This is a genomic window from Limnospira fusiformis SAG 85.79, from assembly GCF_012516315.1.
In the GTDB taxonomy this organism is placed as follows: domain Bacteria; phylum Cyanobacteriota; class Cyanobacteriia; order Cyanobacteriales; family Microcoleaceae; genus Limnospira; species Limnospira fusiformis.
On the sequence record NZ_CP051185.1, the window covers coordinates 3,933,424 to 3,954,359 of the forward strand.

General features: G+C 45.4%; 22 protein-coding genes. 9 read left to right on the forward strand and 13 right to left on the reverse strand.

Going from position 1 to position 20,936, the window contains the following annotated elements; translation table 11 throughout:
* Positions 1 to 5 precede the first annotated feature (5 nt).
* Positions 6 to 143, reverse strand: coding sequence for a hypothetical protein (locus HFV01_RS18455; protein ID WP_193520269.1), 138 nt, complete (start codon positions 141 to 143; stop codon positions 6 to 8).
* On the opposite strand from HFV01_RS18455, the gene HFV01_RS18460 reads away from it, so the two are divergent.
* Complete coding sequence (locus HFV01_RS18460) at positions 133 to 1,443, forward strand: homoserine dehydrogenase (protein WP_193520270.1); 1,311 nt, start codon at positions 133 to 135, stop codon at positions 1,441 to 1,443. The genes HFV01_RS18455 and HFV01_RS18460 overlap by 11 nt on opposite strands.
* Before the next feature lie 25 nt (positions 1,444 to 1,468).
* Here the strand turns inward: HFV01_RS18460 and HFV01_RS18465 are convergent, their stop codons facing one another.
* The 4 genes from HFV01_RS18465 to HFV01_RS18480 all read right to left on the reverse strand — a co-directional run bounded on the left by HFV01_RS18465 (position 1,469) and on the right by HFV01_RS18480 (position 5,117).
* A complete protein-coding gene (locus HFV01_RS18465; RefSeq protein ID WP_008049426.1) occupies positions 1,469 to 3,211 on the reverse strand; it encodes a trypsin-like peptidase domain-containing protein in 1,743 nt (580 codons plus the stop codon).
* Between the two features lie 61 nt (positions 3,212 to 3,272).
* The gene (locus tag HFV01_RS18470; RefSeq protein WP_006620674.1) at positions 3,273 to 3,584 is read right to left on the reverse strand and encodes a DUF3181 family protein; all 312 of its coding nucleotides are present in this window, start codon (positions 3,582 to 3,584) and stop codon (positions 3,273 to 3,275) included.
* Between the two features lie 242 nt (positions 3,585 to 3,826).
* Complete coding sequence (locus HFV01_RS18475) at positions 3,827 to 4,081, reverse strand: 2TM domain-containing protein (protein WP_006620676.1); 255 nt, start codon at positions 4,079 to 4,081, stop codon at positions 3,827 to 3,829.
* 148 nt (positions 4,082 to 4,229) lie between these two features.
* Positions 4,230 to 5,117 (reverse strand): YihY/virulence factor BrkB family protein, encoded by an 888-nt coding sequence (locus HFV01_RS18480; protein WP_006620677.1) that lies wholly within the window; start codon positions 5,115 to 5,117, stop codon positions 4,230 to 4,232.
* Between the two features lie 108 nt (positions 5,118 to 5,225).
* On the opposite strand from HFV01_RS18480, the gene HFV01_RS18485 reads away from it, so the two are divergent.
* Entirely contained in the window at positions 5,226 to 6,374 is a 1,149-nt protein-coding gene (locus HFV01_RS18485; RefSeq protein WP_006620678.1) for a HetZ-related protein 2, read from the forward strand.
* A 2-nt stretch (positions 6,375 to 6,376) separates the two neighbouring features.
* On the opposite strand, the gene HFV01_RS18490 is transcribed toward HFV01_RS18485, so the two are convergent.
* Both HFV01_RS18490 and HFV01_RS18495 read right to left on the reverse strand, forming a co-directional pair.
* On the reverse strand, positions 6,377 to 7,402 hold the full coding sequence (locus HFV01_RS18490; RefSeq protein WP_193520271.1) for a DUF2891 domain-containing protein: 1,026 nt from the start codon (positions 7,400 to 7,402) through the stop codon (positions 6,377 to 6,379).
* A gap of 39 nt (positions 7,403 to 7,441) precedes the next feature.
* A complete protein-coding gene (locus HFV01_RS18495; RefSeq protein ID WP_193520272.1) occupies positions 7,442 to 8,035 on the reverse strand; it encodes a T9SS type A sorting domain-containing protein in 594 nt (197 codons plus the stop codon).
* Positions 8,036 to 8,698: 663 nt separating this feature from the next.
* On the opposite strand from HFV01_RS18495, the gene HFV01_RS18500 reads away from it, so the two are divergent.
* The 3 genes from HFV01_RS18500 to HFV01_RS18510 all read left to right on the forward strand — a co-directional run bounded on the left by HFV01_RS18500 (position 8,699) and on the right by HFV01_RS18510 (position 11,615).
* Positions 8,699 to 9,862, forward strand: a complete 1,164-nt coding sequence (locus HFV01_RS18500) for a metal ABC transporter solute-binding protein, Zn/Mn family (RefSeq protein WP_193520273.1) — start codon at positions 8,699 to 8,701, stop codon at positions 9,860 to 9,862.
* A gap of 71 nt (positions 9,863 to 9,933) precedes the next feature.
* Complete coding sequence (locus HFV01_RS18505; RefSeq protein ID WP_193520274.1) at positions 9,934 to 10,725, forward strand: metal ABC transporter ATP-binding protein; 792 nt, start codon at positions 9,934 to 9,936, stop codon at positions 10,723 to 10,725.
* A 50-nt stretch (positions 10,726 to 10,775) separates the two neighbouring features.
* On the forward strand, positions 10,776 to 11,615 hold the full coding sequence (locus HFV01_RS18510; RefSeq protein ID WP_193520275.1) for a metal ABC transporter permease: 840 nt from the start codon (positions 10,776 to 10,778) through the stop codon (positions 11,613 to 11,615).
* Positions 11,616 to 11,644: 29 nt separating this feature from the next.
* Here the strand turns inward: HFV01_RS18510 and HFV01_RS18515 are convergent, their stop codons facing one another.
* The 4 genes from HFV01_RS18515 to HFV01_RS18530 all read right to left on the reverse strand — a co-directional run bounded on the left by HFV01_RS18515 (position 11,645) and on the right by HFV01_RS18530 (position 16,045).
* Positions 11,645 to 13,069 (reverse strand): dihydrolipoyl dehydrogenase family protein, encoded by a 1,425-nt coding sequence (locus tag HFV01_RS18515; RefSeq protein ID WP_046320450.1) that lies wholly within the window; start codon positions 13,067 to 13,069, stop codon positions 11,645 to 11,647.
* A 118-nt stretch (positions 13,070 to 13,187) separates the two neighbouring features.
* The gene (locus tag HFV01_RS18520) at positions 13,188 to 13,658 is read right to left on the reverse strand and encodes an ABA4-like family protein (protein ID WP_006670130.1); all 471 of its coding nucleotides are present in this window, start codon (positions 13,656 to 13,658) and stop codon (positions 13,188 to 13,190) included.
* Between the two features lie 102 nt (positions 13,659 to 13,760).
* Positions 13,761 to 15,053 (reverse strand): bifunctional cobalt-precorrin-7 (C(5))-methyltransferase/cobalt-precorrin-6B (C(15))-methyltransferase, encoded by a 1,293-nt coding sequence (locus HFV01_RS18525; protein ID WP_006670131.1) that lies wholly within the window; start codon positions 15,051 to 15,053, stop codon positions 13,761 to 13,763.
* 209 nt (positions 15,054 to 15,262) lie between these two features.
* Positions 15,263 to 16,045, reverse strand: a complete 783-nt coding sequence (locus HFV01_RS18530; protein ID WP_006620689.1) for a DUF1868 domain-containing protein — start codon at positions 16,043 to 16,045, stop codon at positions 15,263 to 15,265.
* Between the two features lie 34 nt (positions 16,046 to 16,079).
* Here HFV01_RS18530 and holA point away from each other — a divergent pair, with 34 nt between their 5' ends.
* From holA to HFV01_RS18550, 4 genes are all read left to right on the forward strand, one after another.
* Positions 16,080 to 17,063: a DNA polymerase III subunit delta gene (gene holA, locus HFV01_RS18535; protein WP_008049405.1), complete on the forward strand. Its 984-nt coding sequence runs from the start codon at positions 16,080 to 16,082 to the stop codon at positions 17,061 to 17,063.
* Positions 17,064 to 17,250: 187 nt separating this feature from the next.
* Positions 17,251 to 18,303, forward strand: coding sequence for a hypothetical protein (locus HFV01_RS18540; protein ID WP_006670134.1), 1,053 nt, complete (start codon positions 17,251 to 17,253; stop codon positions 18,301 to 18,303).
* Between the two features lie 25 nt (positions 18,304 to 18,328).
* Positions 18,329 to 18,805, forward strand: a complete 477-nt coding sequence (locus HFV01_RS18545; protein WP_006620692.1) for a J domain-containing protein — start codon at positions 18,329 to 18,331, stop codon at positions 18,803 to 18,805.
* A gap of 29 nt (positions 18,806 to 18,834) precedes the next feature.
* A complete protein-coding gene (locus HFV01_RS18550; RefSeq protein ID WP_006670136.1) occupies positions 18,835 to 19,107 on the forward strand; it encodes a DUF3143 domain-containing protein in 273 nt (90 codons plus the stop codon).
* Between the two features lies 1 nt (position 19,108).
* Here the strand turns inward: HFV01_RS18550 and uppS are convergent, their stop codons facing one another.
* Together uppS and cdaA are read right to left on the reverse strand one after the other, a co-directional pair.
* Positions 19,109 to 19,870, reverse strand: coding sequence for an undecaprenyl pyrophosphate synthase (uppS, locus tag HFV01_RS18555; protein ID WP_008049404.1), 762 nt, complete (start codon positions 19,868 to 19,870; stop codon positions 19,109 to 19,111).
* Complete coding sequence (gene cdaA / locus HFV01_RS18560) at positions 19,867 to 20,784, reverse strand: diadenylate cyclase CdaA (protein ID WP_008049403.1); 918 nt, start codon at positions 20,782 to 20,784, stop codon at positions 19,867 to 19,869. The genes uppS and cdaA overlap by 4 nt, the downstream gene beginning before the upstream one ends.
* Positions 20,785 to 20,936: the final 152 nt, after the last annotated feature.

Genomic DNA, 20,936 nt, shown 5'->3' on the forward strand with positions numbered 1-20,936 from the left:
CCTCACTAGATCGGACTGCGGCGTAGCCGGCGCGTGGCTTTGGGACTGCCATCTAAAGAACCCGGCGGAAAGGCTCCGGTGTTATTTTGTGTCAAAATGGTTGATAGAAGTGTTGATGGATAGGTTGAAATCGTGGCTTTCAAAATTGGTTTATTGGGATTGGGAACCGTTGGTCAGGGAACTGCTGCAATTTTATTAGATCGTGAGGGTCGCCATCCCCTGCTCAAAGAAATCGAACTGGTGAGGGTAGGGGTGCGATCGCTTTCCAAGTCCCGGACGATCGCATTACCAGAAAACCTATTAACCACAGATTTAGAAGCGATCGTCACCGATCCAGAAATAGATATTGTGGTAGAGTTGATTGGGGGAGTTGAACCAGCGCGATCGCTAATCCTCAAGGCGATCGACCATGGGAAACATATTGTCACCGCCAATAAAGCCCTCATCTCCCGTCATGGGGCGGAAATCTTCTCAGCCGCCACCCAAAAAGGCGTTTATGTTCTCCTAGAAGCGGCTGTAGGTGGGGGGATACCAGTTATTCAACCCATGAAGGAATGCCTGGGGGCTAACCGGATTAATACAGTTATGGGTATTGTTAACGGTACAACTAACTATATCCTAACTCGGATGCAGGCAGAGGCGGCGAACTTTGATGAAGTTCTGCAACAGGCGCAAGAATTGGGTTATGCGGAAGCAGACCCCACGGCTGATGTGGATGGTTTGGATGCAGCAGATAAAATCGCGATTTTGGCATCCCTAGCTTTTGGGGAAAGGATTAAACTTGAGCAAGTCTATTGTGAGGGAATTCGGGGAATTAGTGCCACGGATATTGACTATGCCGATCGCCTAGGTTTTACCATTAAACTATTAGCGATCGCCTCCCGTAGCCTTGAATCTGATACCGATAATATATCCGTGCGGGTGCATCCTACCCTAGTGCCGAAACTCCACCCCCTAGCCAGTATTAACGGCGTTAATAATGCCATTTTCATCGAAGGGGAACCTATCGGACAAGTGATGTTTTTCGGTCCGGGAGCGGGAGCGGGACCTACCGCCAGCGCCGTAGTTTCGGACATTCTCAATATTGCCGGAATTATCACCACCACTAACACCCCCCATGGTGTAGCCGAGTCCGCCCATCCCCTGAAGACTTGTATCCACCAACATTATTGTGAACTCGCCCCCATAGAAGAATTAATCACCCGATTCTACGCCCGATTTATTACCCGCGACCTACCAGGAGTGATTGGTAAATTGGGAACCTGTTTTGGCAACCATGAAGTCAGCATAGAATCAATTGTGCAAATTGACACCCACGGGAAACAAGCTGAGATTGTCGTGGTCACCCATGATGTGCGAGAGGGGAATTTCCGTGCCGCCCTAGAGGAGTTAAAACACATGGATATCGTCGATCGCTTTCCTAGTTTGTTGAGGGTTTTATAACAACAAGTCCCCCCAAGGTGGGGGATTAGGGACGCTTCCAGACTTTCACTTCTCCATCCCAGTCCCCACTGAGAATCATGGTTTGATCAGAGCTGATAGCAATAGCGGTCACATAACCGGTATGACCTCCTAGGTTGGCTTCTATGGTGCCACTGGTGAGATTCCAGACTTTCACGGTTTTATCCCAACTCCCACTCACCAGAGTTTGGTTATTAGAAGCGATCGCCACTGACCAAACCCCGTCTCTATGTCCGCTGAGACGGCGGATCGGTTGTCCGTTGTCTAGTTTCCAGATGGTAATAGTCCCATCAGCACTACCAGAGGCGAGGATTTCTCCATTGGGACTGATCGCTAAAGATAAAACTGAGAGTTCGTGACCTTCTAGGGTCCGCTTTAGCGCTCCTGTTTCTAAGTTCCACAGCCGGATAGTACGATCGCGGCTACCTGTCGCTAAGGTTTTACCATCGGGACTAATGGCGATCGCTCCCACCAGTTGGGAATGTCCCTCTAGGGTCTGTTGTAGGGAACCAGTTGCCAGATCCCATAATTTAACGCTACCGTCCCAGCCTCCACTGGCTAGGGTTTTGCCGTCGGAACTAATGGCGATCGCTAATATGGCGCTATTATGTCCGGTTATGGTTTGTACAGGAGAAAAGCTACCTGTTTGTAAACCCGCCGCCAGATCCCAAATTCTAATTATCCCATCTTCTCCGGCGGTGATTAGTTGCTGACCATTAGGAGTGACTAACACCCTGGTAGCTTCCCTATTATGGGCGGAAAAGGACTGTCTTAATCCCCCGGTGGCTAAATTCCAGATGTCAACTGTGCCATTGCTATTGCCACTAATTCCCAGGGAGTCTGTAGTGGCGATCGCCATTATTTGTCCTGATGTTTGTTTAAACCGGGATGCCATGGCAAATCCTCCCTCAGCGGCTCCTGGTGCGCCATTCGCACCCCCTGTAACCGGCAAAGTGGGGGGACTAACTACTGTGGGTATATCCTCTCTAGCGACCGGCTGAGGCGGTGTGGGGATAGATGGCAATGTTGCTGTTTTCCGCCACTGCCAAAATCGATTAATTTCAATAGCTGCGGCTGCAATGGTATCCGGGTTTAGCCCAAATTGAACAATACCATTAATGCCAATCAGATTACCGCGAGAGTCTAAAACCGGACCGCCACTCATACCACTGCGGACTAGATTGGTATATACTAGGCTGTAACCCTGTTGGCGATTTTGGCGGTGGGTAACTTGTCCTTGGCTACTGAAAAAAAGCCTTTGTCCTAAACTACTACCGGATCTCGGCCATCCTGCTACATGGACGGTATCTCCTACATTGACGCTCTCAGGGTTCGCCATGGTTGCTATCTGATAGCGTTGGGAACTACTGAAGGGGACGATCGCTAAGTCTAGTCCGGGTATCCGTTGAATTAGGCTATAGTAGACTGAGTGGCGACGACCGTCTGCGGTGATGATTTCATAGTCCCCAATTCGGTTGACGACGTGCCAGTTGGTTAGCACATAGTAGGTGTGATCCTGTTTTTCGACAATTACCCCAGAACCACCTTTGGGACCTTCAATGCGGACGGTGATTTCGGCGGCGATCGCATTAACTTCTGTGGCTGTTAGTTCATCAGTATTAGCACTAATTAGGGTAATTCCCTCTGTGGCGATCGCTACCCCTAACCAGGGAACAACTACCCCAATCATACCTAAACTTGAGGCAGTCAGACCAATTAATAATAATTGCCAATTTCTAGTCTTAGTCATCTGACAAACCTATATATAGCAGACCAGGCGCGTTTGACCTACTGACGCACCTAGTCGCAATTTACATATCTTTTTTGAACTCTTCCAACAGCTTCATTAAATCGGTAATTACCCGGCTGGGAATTAGATCCGCTAGGGAAAGGGTTGTTTTACCACCCCCCAACTTCACGGGGGTATCTTTCAGAATGTTAATGACTGTTTCTTCCTCTAAGTCGGCGGCTTCTTCTAATATGGGATAGAGTTTTTCCGCAACTGGGGTGTGTAAATTGGCATCACCTAGGTATAAATTCCATTTGGTAATATCCATATAAACGTTTTCGCCAATTTCGGCGGCGAGTTTTTCGATCGCTTGGGTATTGCCAGAATTAGACATTTAGAAAACTCCGGTGATTTGCAAAAAAAGCTGATTTGCCTAGTGTTGGGTTTCACCCAACCTACTCTGTTGGGTTTCACCCAACCTACTCTGTTGGGTTTCACCCAACCTACTCTGTTGGGTTTCACCCAACCTACTCCTACACCCAACCTACTCTGTTGGGTTTCACCCAACCTACTCCTACACCCAACCTACTCCTACACCCAACCTACAATTAATTATTAATTATTAATTATTAATTATTAATTGTTAATGCGGGCGGAAGTATAGTCGGCAATGGCAAAAATATAGACCATGTGCGCTAATAATATTAATGCCCAAATGCCTGTTACCCAAACCGCCCAAGACCATGAGGCTTGAGATAGGTTGTGAAAAAACCACAGTCCTGAGTTGCAGGCGGCGAAAATGGCTACATGGACGGCGAAATTCATGCGATCGTCTAAACGACGGTAGTCGGGATCTTGGCGATCGGGTTCACGGGGCCAACGGGGAGGCATGGAGTTTACATCCTTAGCATTTGCATTTACCTATTGTAGAGGAAAATGGCTGTTTTGACATTTAATTATGGTACATTCCCCCCCTCTGACTCTGGGAGAGTGCTGGGGAAAGGGGAAAACACGGCGGTTTGATGGCTTTTGGGGACTGCTAGGGACGGTAATTTTTAGTCATAACGGCGTTGGAACTAGGGCGAATTTGGGAACCATATCGCCTTGACCATATTTTAGTGAGTTCTGCCCCTAATAGAAAGATTTGACAAGAATAGAAGATCCACAGCAGAAGGACGACGAAGGAACTGGCGGCACCGTAAGCAGAAGCTACAGTAGCACGTCCTAAATAGAAACTAATTAAGGTGCGACCGATAATAAATAAAATCGCGGTAATACCTGAACCAACGGCTACGTCTGACCAGGCAATTTTGACATCTGGTAAAATTCGATATATTTGACCAAATAAGATGGTGATTAAAATAAAAGAAACGCCATTATCTATGAGCGATCGCAATAGGCTGGGAATGGATACTACCTTATCTAACCAGTCACTCATTCCCGCCAAAAATGAGCTAATTCCTAGGGACATTAGCAGCAATAACCCGACAATTAACACCATGATGACTGAGAGGATTCGGCTGCGGATAAATTCCCAGATTCCTTGCCCGGGTCTGACTTCAACGTGCCAAATTATATTGAGGGATTCTTTTAATTGAGCAAATATTGTGGTAGCCGCAAATAGGAGAGTCACTACACCAATGATGGTGGTGATTATGCTAGAACTAGGCTGAAATTGAGATTGGATAGCATTGGCAATGACTGAGGCTCCTTGTTCACCCATCAAAGTTTCTAGTTGCTCAATAACTTCTTTTTGGGCTACGGCTTCCCCGACAATGGAACCAGCTACAGCAATGACAATCATTAACAAAGGGGCTAGGGAAAATACCATATAATAGGCTAAGGCGGCGGCGAGAATGGGAACTTTGTCTTTTTGCCATTCGGTGATGGTTTCTTTTAACAAACTTTTGACAGTAGCTAGATTCACGGCTAATACCCTATTTGATGAATCAACAAAAACTCCACTAACCTGGAATCAGATGGTATTCATTATCTGTTAATGGTAGCATAGGTGTTTGGTTGGCTTTGGTGAAAGTTGTTGAGATACTGTCAAACTTTGGAAAAGCATTGGCTTTCCCGCTTACAGAATGATTATCCTCAAGCTAGTCCTGATACTTGGTCTAGTGTGGTGGTTTGGCTGTTGGGAGAAAATCCCGATCGCTGGGATAGTTTAGAACCCGATCGCCGTCCTGCCTTGGAAGCTGGGTTAAATTTTCGTTATCGGATTCTGAAAGAACGTTATTGGGGGGTTTCCTCAGATCAAGCCTATCGGAATTTGATGCAACGTTTGGGGGGTTTGGTGATCCTGCGTCAGAAAATTCAAACTTGGGTCGCTACCAGTCGCGATCGCCAACGTCAGGTGGTGGATGTCCTACAAGAGATCATCCAAAATATGTTGGATCGCGATCGCTATCTTAAACAGCAAATTCAGTGGATCGCTGAATGTACAGACGATCCGCGACTGCGTAATAGTTTGTTATTGACCACAGTTGAGGAATATTGTCTGCGTCCCATTCGCAATCAACCCCTACTGGTTTATCGGTTTGTTAACTATCTTTATCGGTCTCACCGGGGGGGACTGACTCAGGTTCCGACAGGAGAGTGGGTTAAACAAGTCTCTGAGGAAATTGTGTTGGGAGATCACGATGAACCGATCAGCCTATTGGATGATTCGGCGATCGCTCAATATCAGGAGTCTCAGTATTTGGAGGAACAAAAAGCCCAGCGGGTATTCATCCAAAAAGAGTTTCAAACCTATCTCCGGGAAAATGTCGATCCGATCGCCGCTCAATGGCTAGAATTATACCTGCGGGGCTACACTCAAGAGGCGATCGCCGAAAAGTTGCAGCTACCCATCAAACAGGTATATCGAATGCGGGAAAAGGTCGGTTATCATGCGATCCGCAACTTTGCTGTCAAAATCGCCCCAGAATTGGTTATGGACTGGCTGGGAATTTCCCTGGCTAACCATCGCCTCGGTCTGACTCCCTCTCAGTGGGAAAAGTTTTATCAGGATTTGACCCCTACTCAACGTCGCCTTATTGATCTCCTCAAAGCTAATAATTCTATTGATGCGATCGCCAAAACCCTCAAAACCAAAGTTTCCCGGATATACAGTGAATGGTCAAAAATTTACCTCGCCGCCCAGGTTATTCGCAATAGCGACAACCCCCCCACAGCCTAAATTTATCTTAACCCCCTTTGGGTTAATAAATAAACCGCAAAACTCCCCAACCAATGACTTCCGGCGTAATCACACAGAGAAACCGGTTTTAACCCTACTCGACGATGTACCGCCGCCACCGCTTGTAAACTGTTAATGCGTCGATCATCGGGGGGAAGTCCCGCGATAATTCCCTCTAACATCCAAGCGCGACTTAGGTTGAGACCATCAAAATGGGATTGTTGATAGTCGGTGGGGTTGCTGGGAATTACTGGAGATAACCAGTCTATTTCCGGGGTTTCTGGGATGTTTGGGAGAAATTCCCCCAGCCAATTGGCGAAGTTTTCAGCATCTAAAAAACGCCTCATTAAATCGGCTTCCGCTAGGGTCGGAGACAGGAAATCACAGCCGAGAGGTTCAATGTCTAAGGGATAGTTGCGATCGCCATGATAAAACATCTTAGCTCGTTCTTTCAGTAAACCAGCCAGATCCTGATTATCCGTAATTTTAGCCCAATCCCAGATTAAACCCATAGCAAAGGCGGTTTGAATATGGGTCCCACTGCGGTTAGGAAAGGCTAAATCTAACAGCCATTGTCGCAGGTTATTAACTGCTACTTCTTCTAAGGGTTGCAGTATTTCCCCCCACTGTTTTCCCTGGCTATCATTCCATCCTCGCAATTCGGCGGTTAATTGTAATAACCACGCCAAACCATAGGGACACTCAAACTCTGGTCTATCTTTCAGATAGTCGGCTTCTTGAGCGATCGCTTCTGGGGTCAAGTTTTCGCTGACTTTTTCCCTGGCTTCTTCCCTAAATTCCACTCTCGGAAAACAACGCATCACCCGCACCAACAGCCAATGATTATGAACTGCAGAATGCCAGTCCAAACAACCATAAAAGGCTGGGTTGAGTTGACGATGAGGAACTAAATCAGTCTCCTCTGATAAACCATAGAAATGCACATGGGGATATTCCCTATTGATACACCCTAAAGCACATCTCACAAAAGGAGCGATCGCTGTGGGATTAACCTGGTCAGTTTTCACGAATATTTATCAAGTCTTAGCAGTGAACATTCCGGGGATTTAACCAGTCGGTATATATTCCCGACACTTGATAGGTAAATTGGGATGACCTCTGGCTAAAGCCAATAAGCGATCGCTCCTAAATATACATCTTCTAAAATTCCCCAAGTTGGTCATATTTTGGGCATTGAATAACTGCCAAATTCTCCCTTTTATCCTCATCCCTAAACTCGCCAAAATAGCCGTTTTGGGGGATTGGCGACTTGGTTTTAGCGGTCTATCGCCGGGTCGCAGCCTTGAAGGGTTAATAATAATTGTTTCCGTCGCTGCCAGGTCGCGTTCCTGTTGTAGAGTTAATTGATAGGTAGTATTTCCATCGGCGGCGGCTATTTCTAGCACATAAACACCAGCCGGTAAATTAAAGGCGATCGCCGACCCTTCATTCGGCTGCACTAATTGGCGACTTACCAGGCGACCCCTAGCCGTTTTTAGTCGCAATTCCACCCCAGCACTAAAGCCCTCCACAGAACAATTTAACCGTCCCTTCACCGGATGATTAAAGGTATAGATGTCTATGGCATCTTTCCCCATAAACCCCACATAAACGGCATGATCAGCTAAATTTCCCAGTGCAAAAGTGATGGCAGCAGCCATAATTATAGCCCCAAGTTTTCGGTTAAACTTCTTATGGCATTATACCACAGTTTACACATTATATAGCATTCCACACCAAATTAATTATTTCTGTTGATCTACCGCAGCTTAATCGTCCCCCAGACCCCAGCCTGAGATTTTTAATCATTTTTTAAGTCTTGTCGCCGTCACTTGGTGCTAAAATTGTCTACAATGATAATCATTCTCACCCAGGGCAGCCAACTCACCCATATCAGAAGCGATTATTCCCGTGGAGTCAGCACCCCCGACTGAAGCACGGGGGCTTCGTGCCCCCCTTTCAGGTAGCTGACCAGCTTAAGCCTTAACTGGCTCCGTTCAGAGCAAGAGTTAAAGTTCCTACCCTGGAATGCGTGCTAGTTCCAGGCCCTAGAACCGAATCGTTAAACATCTCTAAGGGGTTAAGGACGTGCGATTTGGATAGTACCGACTCTGAACATTGGCGAAGCAAACATTACCCCGCAAGGGAGTCGGAGCCAACCATAGCTCCATGGAGGGGCAACCATACCCCTCCACCCCGCAAGGGGGTGCTGGCGGCGGTCAGCCGCTTGAGTAGGTTTTCCTCTCCGTGATCAATCACGGAGCTTCCAACCCTCCCAGGAGTTTTACGTGAAAAGCATGATCACCAGTTAGCAGGAGGTTTTGATGATTTCCAGATCTCGATTATTCGGACGTTTAACAGTATTGGTGGCTTCAACAGTCGCCCTAGGTTTAGGAGGTTGTGGTCCGACAGATACCACTGGCGAGACAGAAACACCAGAGACTCAAGCTACAACTGTAGCCACAGAAGCACAGTTGCAGGTGGTGACCACATTCTTACCCATGACACAGTTTACCAGAGCTGTGGTAGGCGATCGCGCCACAGTAGTGCAATTAATGCCGACCAATGTGGGACCCCATGATTTTCAGTCTAGACCAGGAGATATACAGGCGATCGTCAACGCTGATGTCTTGGTGAAAAACGGCTTGGAAATGGAGTTTTTCCTAGATAGTTTGATTGAGAATGCCCGCAATGATAACCTAGTAATTATTGACTCTAGTCAAGGCATCCCTACCGTTGCTAATGAAGATCATGATCATGATCACGGTCATGGTCACGGTCACGGACATGATCACGGTCACGGTCACGGTCACGGTCACGGTCACGGTCATGATCACGGTCACGGTCACGGTCATGATCACGGTCACGGACATCATCACCACCATCATGGAGAATTTAACCCCCATATTTGGCTAGATCCTAAACGCGCAATTCAGCAAGTCGAAAATATTCGAGATGGGTTAATAGCCACTGATCCAGAAGGGGCCGAAAAATACACAGCCAATGCGGCTGCATTCATCGAAAAACTGCGAGAACTTGATGCTGAGATTACCCAAAAACTAGCGCCTTTTGCTGGACAAACTTTTGTAGTCTTCCATGATTTTGCCCCCTACTTTGCCGAAAGGTATAACCTCATATCTCAATCTTTTGTGGGTATCCCGGAACAAAATCCATCCCCCCAAGATGTACAAAGAGTTATGAATACAGTTGCCGAATCAGGACTACAAACTATCCTGACTGAACCCCAAGTAGATCAGGATATGTTTTCTACGATCGCCCGAGATATGGGAATTCGTGTCGGTGTCTTTAACCCTATCGAAACTGGCGAACCTGAAGCGATCGAACCTGAATATTATCTGCGTGTCATGCGGGAAAATGTTCAAAATTTATTAGAGGCTTTTGGCGGCGGACAAACACAGTCATGGCTACCTTTATCAACCCCTAAATCTGTGGCGGTTATTCCCCAACCAGTTGGCTTACGCTTCTAGGTTAAACCTTCGGAATTGCCGGGTTATTTAGCCCGGTAATTCATCTGCTGCTAACTTCAAGGAGATGAAAATTGAAAAATCCCGTGTTAATAGTAGATAAACTAACTGTTTATCATGAGACATATTTGGCTGTTGACCAGGTTTCTTTTAGCTTAGAAGAAGGAACCGACATGGCAATTATTGGACCCAATGGGGCTGGGAAAAGTACATTAATTCAGTCGATTTTAGGCATTTTACCCCGCCAAAATGGTGATGTATTTATCCTAGGACAGCCTTTGAGTCGCTCAGGATATTTGCCTAATTATGTCCGCCGGGAAATTGCCTATTTACCTCAAAATTTTATGTTCGATCGCCGCATTCCTATCACTGTTCAGGAATTAGTCGGTTTGGGATGGGATAAATTAGGTTTACAACTGCCTTGGGTGGGTTCCAGAAGCCGTTATCATGCTATTAGACAAGCATTAATCAAGGTGGAGGCTTGGAACCTACGTCATCACTTGATTGGTGGTCTTTCCGGTGGTGAAATGAAGCGAGTTTTATTAGCTTATTGTGTGGTGCGTCCCCGTCGCTTATTGATACTTGATGAGGCTTTGGCTGGCTTAGATGTTCAGGGAGAGTTGGATTTTTACCAATTATTATATCAACTCAAAAAAGAAGAAGGTTGGGCAATTTTGCAGATTTCCCACGACCTAGATCAGGTGAAAAAACACTGCGATCGCGTACTGTGTTTAAATCGCATGGTATTGTCAGAAGGACCCCCGGAAACTATCCTTTCTCCCGAAAATATAGCGATCGCTTATGGTTCTCAATTACGATTAATCCATACCAATAATCATCATATAAACAATCAAATCACGGGTTAATTATTACCCGGTAACATGGAAATCTGATCTAATTATAAGGAGATTAACCCTTGAATATTCCAGCCGACTTAATGCGTATGATTGAGCTTTTTCAACTGCCTTTTATGCAGCGAGCCATCATGGGTGGGATTCTGACTGGGTTGATGGGGGGAATGTTAGGCAGTTTCACCATTTTAAGGCAACTGTCTTTTTTTAGTGATGCCCTCGGACATTCCGCATTATTAGGCATTAGTATTAGCCTGTTATTAAGGATTGATCCGTCTTGGGTGATTCTACCTTTTGCCGTATTATTTGCCCTCGGTGTTACCTATTTTATGGAACGTACCCAACTCTGGACTGATGCTTTATTAAATATAATTTACTCTTCATCTCTGGCTATTGGTATTATTATCCTGAGTTTTAGAGACGATTACCGAGGGGGAATTAGTAATATTTTATTTGGCGATATTTTGGGGATTCGCGAATCGGATTTAATCTTGTCTGGTTTGTTACTATTAATCTGCATTGCATTTATTGCCCTCACTTTGCGATCGCAGATGTTACTAACCTTAAATGAACCCTTAGCCATTGCACGCGGCGTGGCTGTCACACCCCATCGCACTGTCTTTATAGTCTTATTATCCCTACTGGTGGGAATATCTATCAGGGCGATCGGTGTATTGCTAATTAGTGCTTTTGTGGTAATTCCCGCCTGTGCGGCTAGGTTACTAACCCGCAATTTTATCGGTTACATTATCGTATCATCGGCTTTAGGTGGATTTAGTGCGGTTTTAGGTATGATATTATCAGCCTTATTAAACTTGCCCTCCGGTCCCAGTATTGTCACCATGCAGTTAGCCATTTTTCTGCTGGCTATTCTCATTCCCAATCTGAAACTGTTAGTATCCTAATATCTGCCAGAAATCCCAGAGAAGGTCTGTTAATGTAGCGATCGCCGCCAGTCAAAAAACCTGTTTAATAAACTTTGCTGCCATTTACTTTCAGCAAATTTCCGCTTTTTCAATAATAAAGCAGCCTTGCTATTTACCTCCGAAAGAGTCGGGTAAACGTGAATACCTGTTAACGCCGAAACCTTCAAATTATTAGCCATTGCCAAAACTACCTCATGGATTAATTCCCCCGCCACTGGTCCAACAATATGAGCCCCAAGAATATCCCCATTTCCGCGCACAATAATTTTCCCAAAACCCCCCGTTTCTCCCTCAGCTTGGGCGCGATCCACATCAGAAAACTGTTGTTTAAGAATATAAACATCATCCCCATAAGCAGCCTTCGCCTGTGCTTCTGTCAACCCCACCCGCGCCAATTCTGGGTCAGTAAATGTCGCCCAAGGAATTACGCGATAATTTACCTTACTTACTGGGAAAAACAGGGCATTAGTCAACACCACAACGGCTTCATAACCCGCCACATGGGTAAACTGATAACCCCCAATTACATCCCCACAGGCATAAATTCGGGAATTGGTAGTTTGTAGCTTTTCATTGACCTTAATTCCCCCAGGTTCTACGGCTACTCCCGCCGCCTCTAAATTGAGGGATTCCACATTAGGCGATCGCCCTGAAGCCAGCAAAATTTCATCAACAATAACCGTATTATTCCCGGCTTTAATCAGTTTTTTACCCTGGGCAATTTCCACAGTTTCCGCCCGTGATTTCGGCAAAATGCGGATTCCTTCAGCCTGAAATTGCTGTTCAACTACCCTAGCCGCTTCCGGTTCTTCTTTCGGTAAAATATGATCGCGACTGGAAATAATTGTCACCTCCGAACCCAACCGAGAAACAGCCTGTCCTAACTCACAACCAATAGGACCCGCCCCAATGATAGCGAGAGATTTCGGGCATTTTTCCAAGGAAAATACCTGTTCATTAGTGAGAAAACCAGCCTCTGTTAAACCTGGTATATTGGGAATAGCGGCACGGGAACCGGTAGCAATAACAAACGCTCTAGCTGTTAATTTTTTCCCATTGACTGCAAAAGTTTTGGCATCAATAAATTGACCATCCCCAAAAATTACCTCAACCCCTAATCCTTGAAAACGTTGTGGGGAGTCATGGGGTTCTATATTTTTAATTACTTGTTGAACATGAGCGATCGCTTCGGCAAAATTAATGGTTGGCGAGGTTGTATGTATGCCAAATTTAGCGGCATTTTTGACTTGATAAGCCCGGCGAGAAGCATGAATCAAAGACTTGCTAGGAACACAACCAAACCAGAGACAATCACCCCCTAAGCGATCGCGTTCCACTAGGGCGACCTTAGCCTTTAATTGTGCGGCAGCACTAGCCACAACCAAACCCCCGGAACCCCCACCAATGACGATAATATCATAATCCACAGCCATAATTTTTCCCCTAATTAAATCACATGAATTTGCTACCTCCAGAATATGATAAACTCATTAATCTGAAGGTAGCCGGAAACTTAACTGAGTAATAACTGAAAATTACCCCAACTTCTGATTAACTCACAGATGGATCGGTGGTAGTTTCTGACCCGCCACCCGCGAAAAATTGGCGAGTTACAGCAGCAGTAATAATGTGGGAAAGTAAACCCATTGGACCCGCAAATAAACATAAAATCAGAGAATGAATTGTCCAAACTCCGGTTTTTTGTCCTTCCCAATATATCCAACGTCCCACAAACAGATCTAAGATTAAAAAGTGAACCCACCCGGCGGCTGCGATCGTTTCATCTCCGAAAAACTTAGCGATATCTGCTAATTGGGGGTTGGATAAAGCCGCCGCACTTTCCGGGTTTATGCTACCCGCAAACAGATACAAATATGTTAACGCCAACAGGATAAAGGGAATATATGATTCCATCACTTTTCTGGTAACTCCCCAATTGGGAACAAACACCATTAGACCCCAAAAAGGCAGTACAAATATGTTGGCGACATTAAAAATTTGGTCAACTGGTAAATTTAACATGGCTGACTTGTGAACAGTATTAATTAACTATAACAAATTTTGGGCAGTTTGTTAATCATGGGGCTAAACTTCGATGATTTGTCTAAGCTGAATTGGTCGAGTTTAACTAAATAAGCTGTGATTATAAATGGTTAAAATGGTCACAGGATTTACAGAAACAAATCTGGTTAAACTCCCCAGAGAAAATGAACGGGAAAGCTGTACTTGTAACAGATGATAATTCCAGTGTTTTTCCCTGGTAATTTTGTCTTTAACCCACTGTAATGCTAAATTGATATGTTCTAAAGTTCTCAAAACTACTACTATCCTACCTCCCGGAGAAAGTCGAATGCTACAGATTCCTAAAATCTCCGGTAAATTGTTGTCGGGAATGCCCATAAAAATGCGATCGGGCGTTCTCAAATGATGTAATATAGCGGGAAATTCCCCATTAATTGATATCACATTGTTTATCTGAAATCTGCGGCAATTTTGTTCAATTAAACAGGTTCCCGATGCCGTTTTTTCGATGGCGTAAATGGTGGACTGGGGAAATAATCTCGCTATTTCTACTGAGAGACAACCCGGACTGGCTTGCATATCCCAAACTACTTGATTTGGCTGTAACCCTAGTTCCCCTAATGCTAAGATACGCAGTTCCCGTGGCGTGATTAATTCGGGTTGATTGCTATTGCCGAAAAATAAGTGATCTGGTATTCCTAAACTGGGAAGATTGGCTAAATCAACCTGGTCGATAATCGCTGGTAAATCGGGTAATAATATCACCAAGTTTAAGGGTGAAAATTGATAGTTATTTATCCGGTCTACCGGGTAGGGTTGTACTCGCTCATTTTCGCCCCCCAAATTTTCGGCAACCCAGAATTGATAAACTTTCGCTAAATCTAGGGATAAGATTAATTGAGCGATCGCTTGAGGGGGATAATCTACACTTGTCAAAATGCCTATCTTTTTAACCCCCTCTTTTAAAGCCTGAGTTAAGCTATCCATTGACCGACTATCAACCCTAATGATTCTCGCATCTTCCCAAGGAATTTGCAGACGGTTAAAAGCTAACTGCATTGAACTAATATGGGGATAAAAAATTAACTGTTCTGGTGGAAAGTTGGCGGCTAATAATCCCCCCACATCAAAAAATAACGGATCGCCAGATACTAAAAATATCACCTCCGGGTTAGTCTGATAATTCCTCTCCCAATTGGTTAGCCATTGTTTCAGTTCGGACAGTGTTTCGACCATATCGGTTAACAGCAATTTTGGAATAGTCTCATAGCTGCTTAAAAAACCCAAATTGCGAGAGTTCCCCACTAACAGATTACCCCGTTTAACCACCCGGCGAACGGAGTCGGAAAGTCCCGCCAATCCATCTAAATTAATGCCAATAATATGTATCGTCAACTATCTACTTTAGGTAAATTGTCAATATTCACAATTAATCAATTAACAGCCATTTTTGGTCAATAATTAGCCAGATTTTACTACTTTAAACAATATCCTGATATTGTCGCGTTCAATTATGATTGGATATGTTCAGTGCGTCAGCAGCACAATTAACTCTAATTGAGAGCATCTTAAAAAACTGCATCTGACGCACCCAAAAAAAAGCCTTAAAAAACAAATCGCGGCCAGTGAGCTTCTCGGCGATAAGCCATCATGTCTTCAAATTTCCTAAAATCGGCTTTTTTTATCAGTATTTCTTGGGGATTATCGAGCCATTGATGGTTTAACTCAAAAATTTGTTGGCTCAAAGTTTCTCGGTCTAAATCATTAGGGATAGAGCCAAAATATCCCAAAGTAACATGAGCCACCAAATGATATTGCTGCTCAATTCCCAAAGCCATTAAACTACGATTCTGATAAATAGACCTTCGGAATTGAATCAACAAATTATAAGCCTCCTCATCCCTAGGAACCAAACAAACAACGATCGCCCTAGTCATTACCATCAAACCCAAAACCTGCCATTGAAAAGGCTGGGAGATTTTCTGAGATTCAAAAATAGTAAAAGATTCGGCGATCGCCTCTTGAACTTTACTTTCAAAATCGGGTATTTGCTGAGAAGCATCTCGATACAAATCATCCCAAATCAAATCAGCCAAAGTAAAATGGAGGCTATCTGGGGGAATCTTCACAAAAAAATCAGGGTCTAAAATTCGTGCCAGTTGCTGTTGACAATCGGTCAAATTTTGATAAAAATCGGCATTATCAACATCTTCCCCAGCCGGAGGCGTAATCACACTGTAACCAGGAAAAGGAACCGGCTTCCTCTGACCTTGAGCATCAAGGGTAAATTTAGGGGATTCCTGGATATGTTCCAGTTGTGATAGGTAAGCCGGCCCTAAAGTCATCCTGGCGACCCGATTGACATAGGTTTGATAGTTATCGTCCAAGTCTGTTTTCCTCGTTATTCAAAGACAATTTGTTATGCCAATTTACCTGTACTGGGGGGACGACGACTTCTCCCTGAGCAAAGCAGTGGACACCTTGCGGGAATCTGTCGTTGATCCCAATTGGTCTAGTTTCAATTTTGACAAAATTCTGCCCGATACACCAGATTCAGTCATTTCTGGACTAAATCAAGCTATGACTCCACCATTCGGGTTGGGACATCGTTTAGTATGGCTAGTTAACACACCCCTGACTCAGCATTGTTCTCCAGAAATTCTACAGGAGTTAGAGCGAACCTTACCGGCTATTCCCGAAACCACCACCCTATTATTTAGCAGTCCCAATAAACCTGATGGCCGCCTCAAATCCACGAAACTCCTACAAAAATATGCCAAAGTTCAGGAATTTTCGGCAATACCCCCCTGGAAAACTGACCAATTGGAACAGCGAGTCCGAGAAGTAGCCCAACAACTGGGGGTTAAACTCAAAGCAGAATCAGTGGCTTTTGTAGCCGAAGCGGTGGGAAATGATACCCGCCAACTTTATGGCGAAATGGAAAAACTTAAACTATATGCTGAGACGACAGACGGTTCCCTAGACATCAAAACTATTACTCCCCTAATTCACAGCAATACCCAGAATAGTCTAAAACTGGCGATCGCCATTAGAGAAGGCAAAACTAGCCAAGCCCTAGGGTTAGTTGCCGATTTAATCGCCCACAACGAACCCGCCCTCAAAATCCTAGCTACCCTAGTAGGACAATTCCGCACCTGGCTATGGGTCAAATTGATGATCGAAACCGGAACCAGAGATGATAAAGAAATCGCCCGCCTCGCGGAAGTGGGGAACCCCAAGCGGATATACTTTCTGAAAAAAGAAGTGCAGCCCCTTTCGTTACAGCAACTTCAACAAACCTTACCGAAACTGCTGCAATTGGAAATTAGCCTTAAACGTGGCGCAGATGAACAGTCAACGCTACAAACACAGATCATCGAACTTTGTCGCTTATTTCACCGCTGATGTATGATAGATTATCATTTGAGTGGCACAGTTCGCCGTTTCAGTCTGGGTCTGGTATCTTTACGCCCCTGTAATATCGGGTGTAAGGGCAGCTTAAAAGCCCTGGAGCCTGGCTCCCCCGTTTCTGAATCTGTGTCACGTCCGAGGTATCACTGAAAATTCCCCAAGGTTCTCGTGAGGGTTAGCCATGCCAAACCAAAGCCAACTGGAACTAGCCAAGCAGGGCGATCCCCAGGCGATTGCCAATGTGATTAACAATTCCCTAAAAGCTAAAAACATTAATGCCGATGTCTGTCGGGAAGATAACTCCCTACACATCATGCTAGAAGGGGATGCGGTTCCTAACAATCAACAATCATTGGTGACATTTGTTCGCAATGGGATGACTAAGTTAGATGTCCCCTCTATCTATACTGTGAAAATCTATGGACGACAATTGGGGGATGATCCCGCTTGGGAAGAAGAGATCGTTTTGAAGGAGCCACCACCGAAGGCGATCGACCCGGAAGATGATATGATTCCCCCTGATGTAGGTGATATTGAGGACGATTTCAGCGAACAAGATACCCTCCTCGATCAGGATGATCATATTGATGATTATGTTGTCGATGATGATGACATTGACCCCGACTACATAGATGATGACCAAGATATTGATGATGATGACCAGGGTGGCTACATTCCAGAAGAAGATGATGATCCTGATGATGATGATGATGATGATGATGAGGACAAAACCCAAGAAGTACAACCTTCTCATCCGAAAAGTAATAAAGTCCTGTTACTGATTCCGATCGTATTATTGGTGGCGATCGCTGCTTTAGCTGGATTGCATTTTGCTGGTATCTTCTCTCTACCTTTCCTCCCTGGTGGTAGTTCAGAAATGACCACCGACCCGGACCCCGCCGACACTGCGGAACCGACGGACCCAGAAACTCCCCAAACGGCGGAACCGACAGACCCAGAAACTCCCCAAACGGCAGAACCCGCCGCCCCCCCCACGGTCCCGACGGACCCTTGGCGTGACGGCATTAATGCGGCAATGAATGCGGCGACCCTAGCCCAGACCGCCCAATCTCAAGCTGAATGGAATGCGGTAGCCAGTGAGTGGCAAAAAGCCAGTGAACTCATGAGCCAGGTTCCACAGGACAGCGAAAACTATCAGGCTGCTCAAGAGAGGGTTGGCCAGTATGCTGAGAATCAGCGTATAGCGCAACAACGTGCGACCACTGCGCCCTAGGGAAGATATGATATGAGGTATAGCCGTGACTAATAAACAAGCCAGATCACAGAAACCATGGCCGGGCAGTATCAAACCCACCTATTATACGCTGTTGGGCTTGCATCCCTCGGCATCATCCATGGAAATTCGGCGGGCTTACCGAGAGCTGAGTAAACGTTATCATCCAGATACAACAGATTTATCAGAAGATTGTGCTAAGGCTAAATTCCAAGAGTTGAATGAGGCGTATAGCATTCTGAGTAATCCCGATCGCCGTCAAATCTATGATCAAACTATTAGTACAACGCGGGTGATCACTCCCCCCACTGAGATTAATTATCGGCACCATTCGAGACCATCAAAATCGAGGCATTCCAGCGCGACGGAAGCGATCGCCGCCGAAAATCGGCCTTTATCTCCCGGAGAACTATTTGCTCTGTTAATGATGGCAGTCAGTTTGATAAGCTGTTTAGGATTAGCAATAGCGATCGCCATGTTTCGTTCAGATATAACCCTTTAAGCGAGAAAAATTTTCAACAGCAATCAATTATGACCTTACCCAGTCCCAATACCCCCCTATATAATCATCCCCTACCAGAAATCGAAGACTGGTTACGTTCCCTTGGTGGGGAACAGGACTCCCAGGAACTCCATTCTTGGCAAGTAGAAAAGCCCACCTGGAAAGCGGAGCTATGGTTAGATATTGACCAAATAACAGTCCGTTACATTGGCGCAGGTACAGACGGCCAAGACATTCAACGGTCTTTTAAATACTCCCTGAGTCGTCAAGATATCGAACAAGCGGTTTTTTCCGGTCCCTAATTCATTCACGAGTACCCACCTTACCAAATCGACGCTCTCGCTGCTGATAAGAACACAGGGCCAGGTGAAACTCATGGCTGTTAAAATCCGGCCAGAGAGTGTCAGTCACATAAATCTCAGCATAAGCGATTTGCCACAGCAAAAAATTACTAATCCGTAATTCCCCACTGGTGCGAATCAATAAATCCGGGTCAGAAGTTCCGGCTGTATACAAATACTTTTCAAATAAAGCCCCATCAATGGCTTCCGGTTCGAGAGTACCCTGTTTAACCTGGTTGGCGATCGCCTGACAAGCCCTAACAATCTCCTCCCGTCCCCCGTAATTAGTAGCCACAGTCAACAAAATCCCCTCATTATTGCGGGTAGTCTCCATTGACTTCTCAATGCACTCTCTCAGAGAACCGGGAAGCCGATGCAAATTACCCACAAACCTAATCCTAACCTCCTCCTCCATCATCTCCTCAAGTTCCCGCATGAGAACCCGCTCAAACAAAGCCATCAAAAAATCTACTTCTTCTAGGGGTCGCCCCCAATTTTCCGTGGAAAAGGCATAAACCGTTAAAGCATTAATTCCCCAATCACGACAGTAACGGAGTAAATTCTTGAGAGCATCAATCCCTCGCCGATGTCCCATAGTGCGTGGTAGTCCCCGACGTTTCGCCCAGCGACCATTACCATCCATGATCACCGCGACATGGTTTGGGAGGCGATTTCGGTCAAGGTCAGCAGGTAACTCATGTATAACCCTTGGCTTTCGACTCATTTTTTCTCCCGAGAAGCTGACGAACGAAAACGGAACACCTGGGAAATGAACGACCACCTCTTTAATCCTATTCGCCGTTTAAGGGTATCTATGGAAATAGGAGGCTTAGTTCTATCATCCCCCGCCACAAAAGACCGAGCTTCTAATAACTCCTTGAGTTTACTACTGGTTAGGGGTCGATTCAGTACACCTTTATCAGCCAGAGAAATTGACCCGGTTTCTTCAGAAACCACAATACATACACACTTAGCAACCTTTTCTGTAATGCCCATAGCTGCTCGATGGCGGGTTCCCAACTGTCGCGAGGCTATCCTTTCAGACAGGGGCAAAATCACCCCGGCAGCAGCCACCCTAGAGGCTCTAATCAGCACCGCACCATCATGGAGTAGAGTTTTAGGCTGAAAAATCGTCTGTAGCAGTTCCCTGGAAACTTCGGCATTTAAACGCACACCCGGAACGGAAAAATCACGCTCATCAATGGGACTGCCTATTTCAATTATAATCAAAGCCCCAGTACGGTTTTGAGAAAGTTCTTTGACCGCCTCGACAATTTGATCAATGACTCCATCGGTTTCAGGGATACCTTTTCGGCTGGCAGCAAACAGTTGCAGCACCTCCCCTCGCCCTAATTTTTCCAGAAATTGTCTAAACTCTGACTGCAAAATCACAGCCATAGCCACTGCGGAACCAGTTACCAAACTATTTAGGGCAATATAAAGCAGTCTCAGATTAGCCCAATTACTGATCGCCGTTGCCAACATTAACACAATGAAACCTCGAACCATCCACAAGGTTCGACGCTCTCCAATAATCACAAGGACGATATAGGCGACGGCAAAAACCAGTCCAATATCGATGCTGTTAACCAACCAGGACTCAAGCCAGGCAGGGTCTTGACTTTGACCCGAACTCATTGAACGCGATATGAGGTTAAAACTATTGACATCTTCCCGAACTCCCAACTTATCGATAATGAATTAATTATCTATATTGCTGGGGACTCGATTCCTCATCCTTAAATGGGGACAGGCATGATGCGGGGCGATGTCTAACCCCGCGTTAGTTA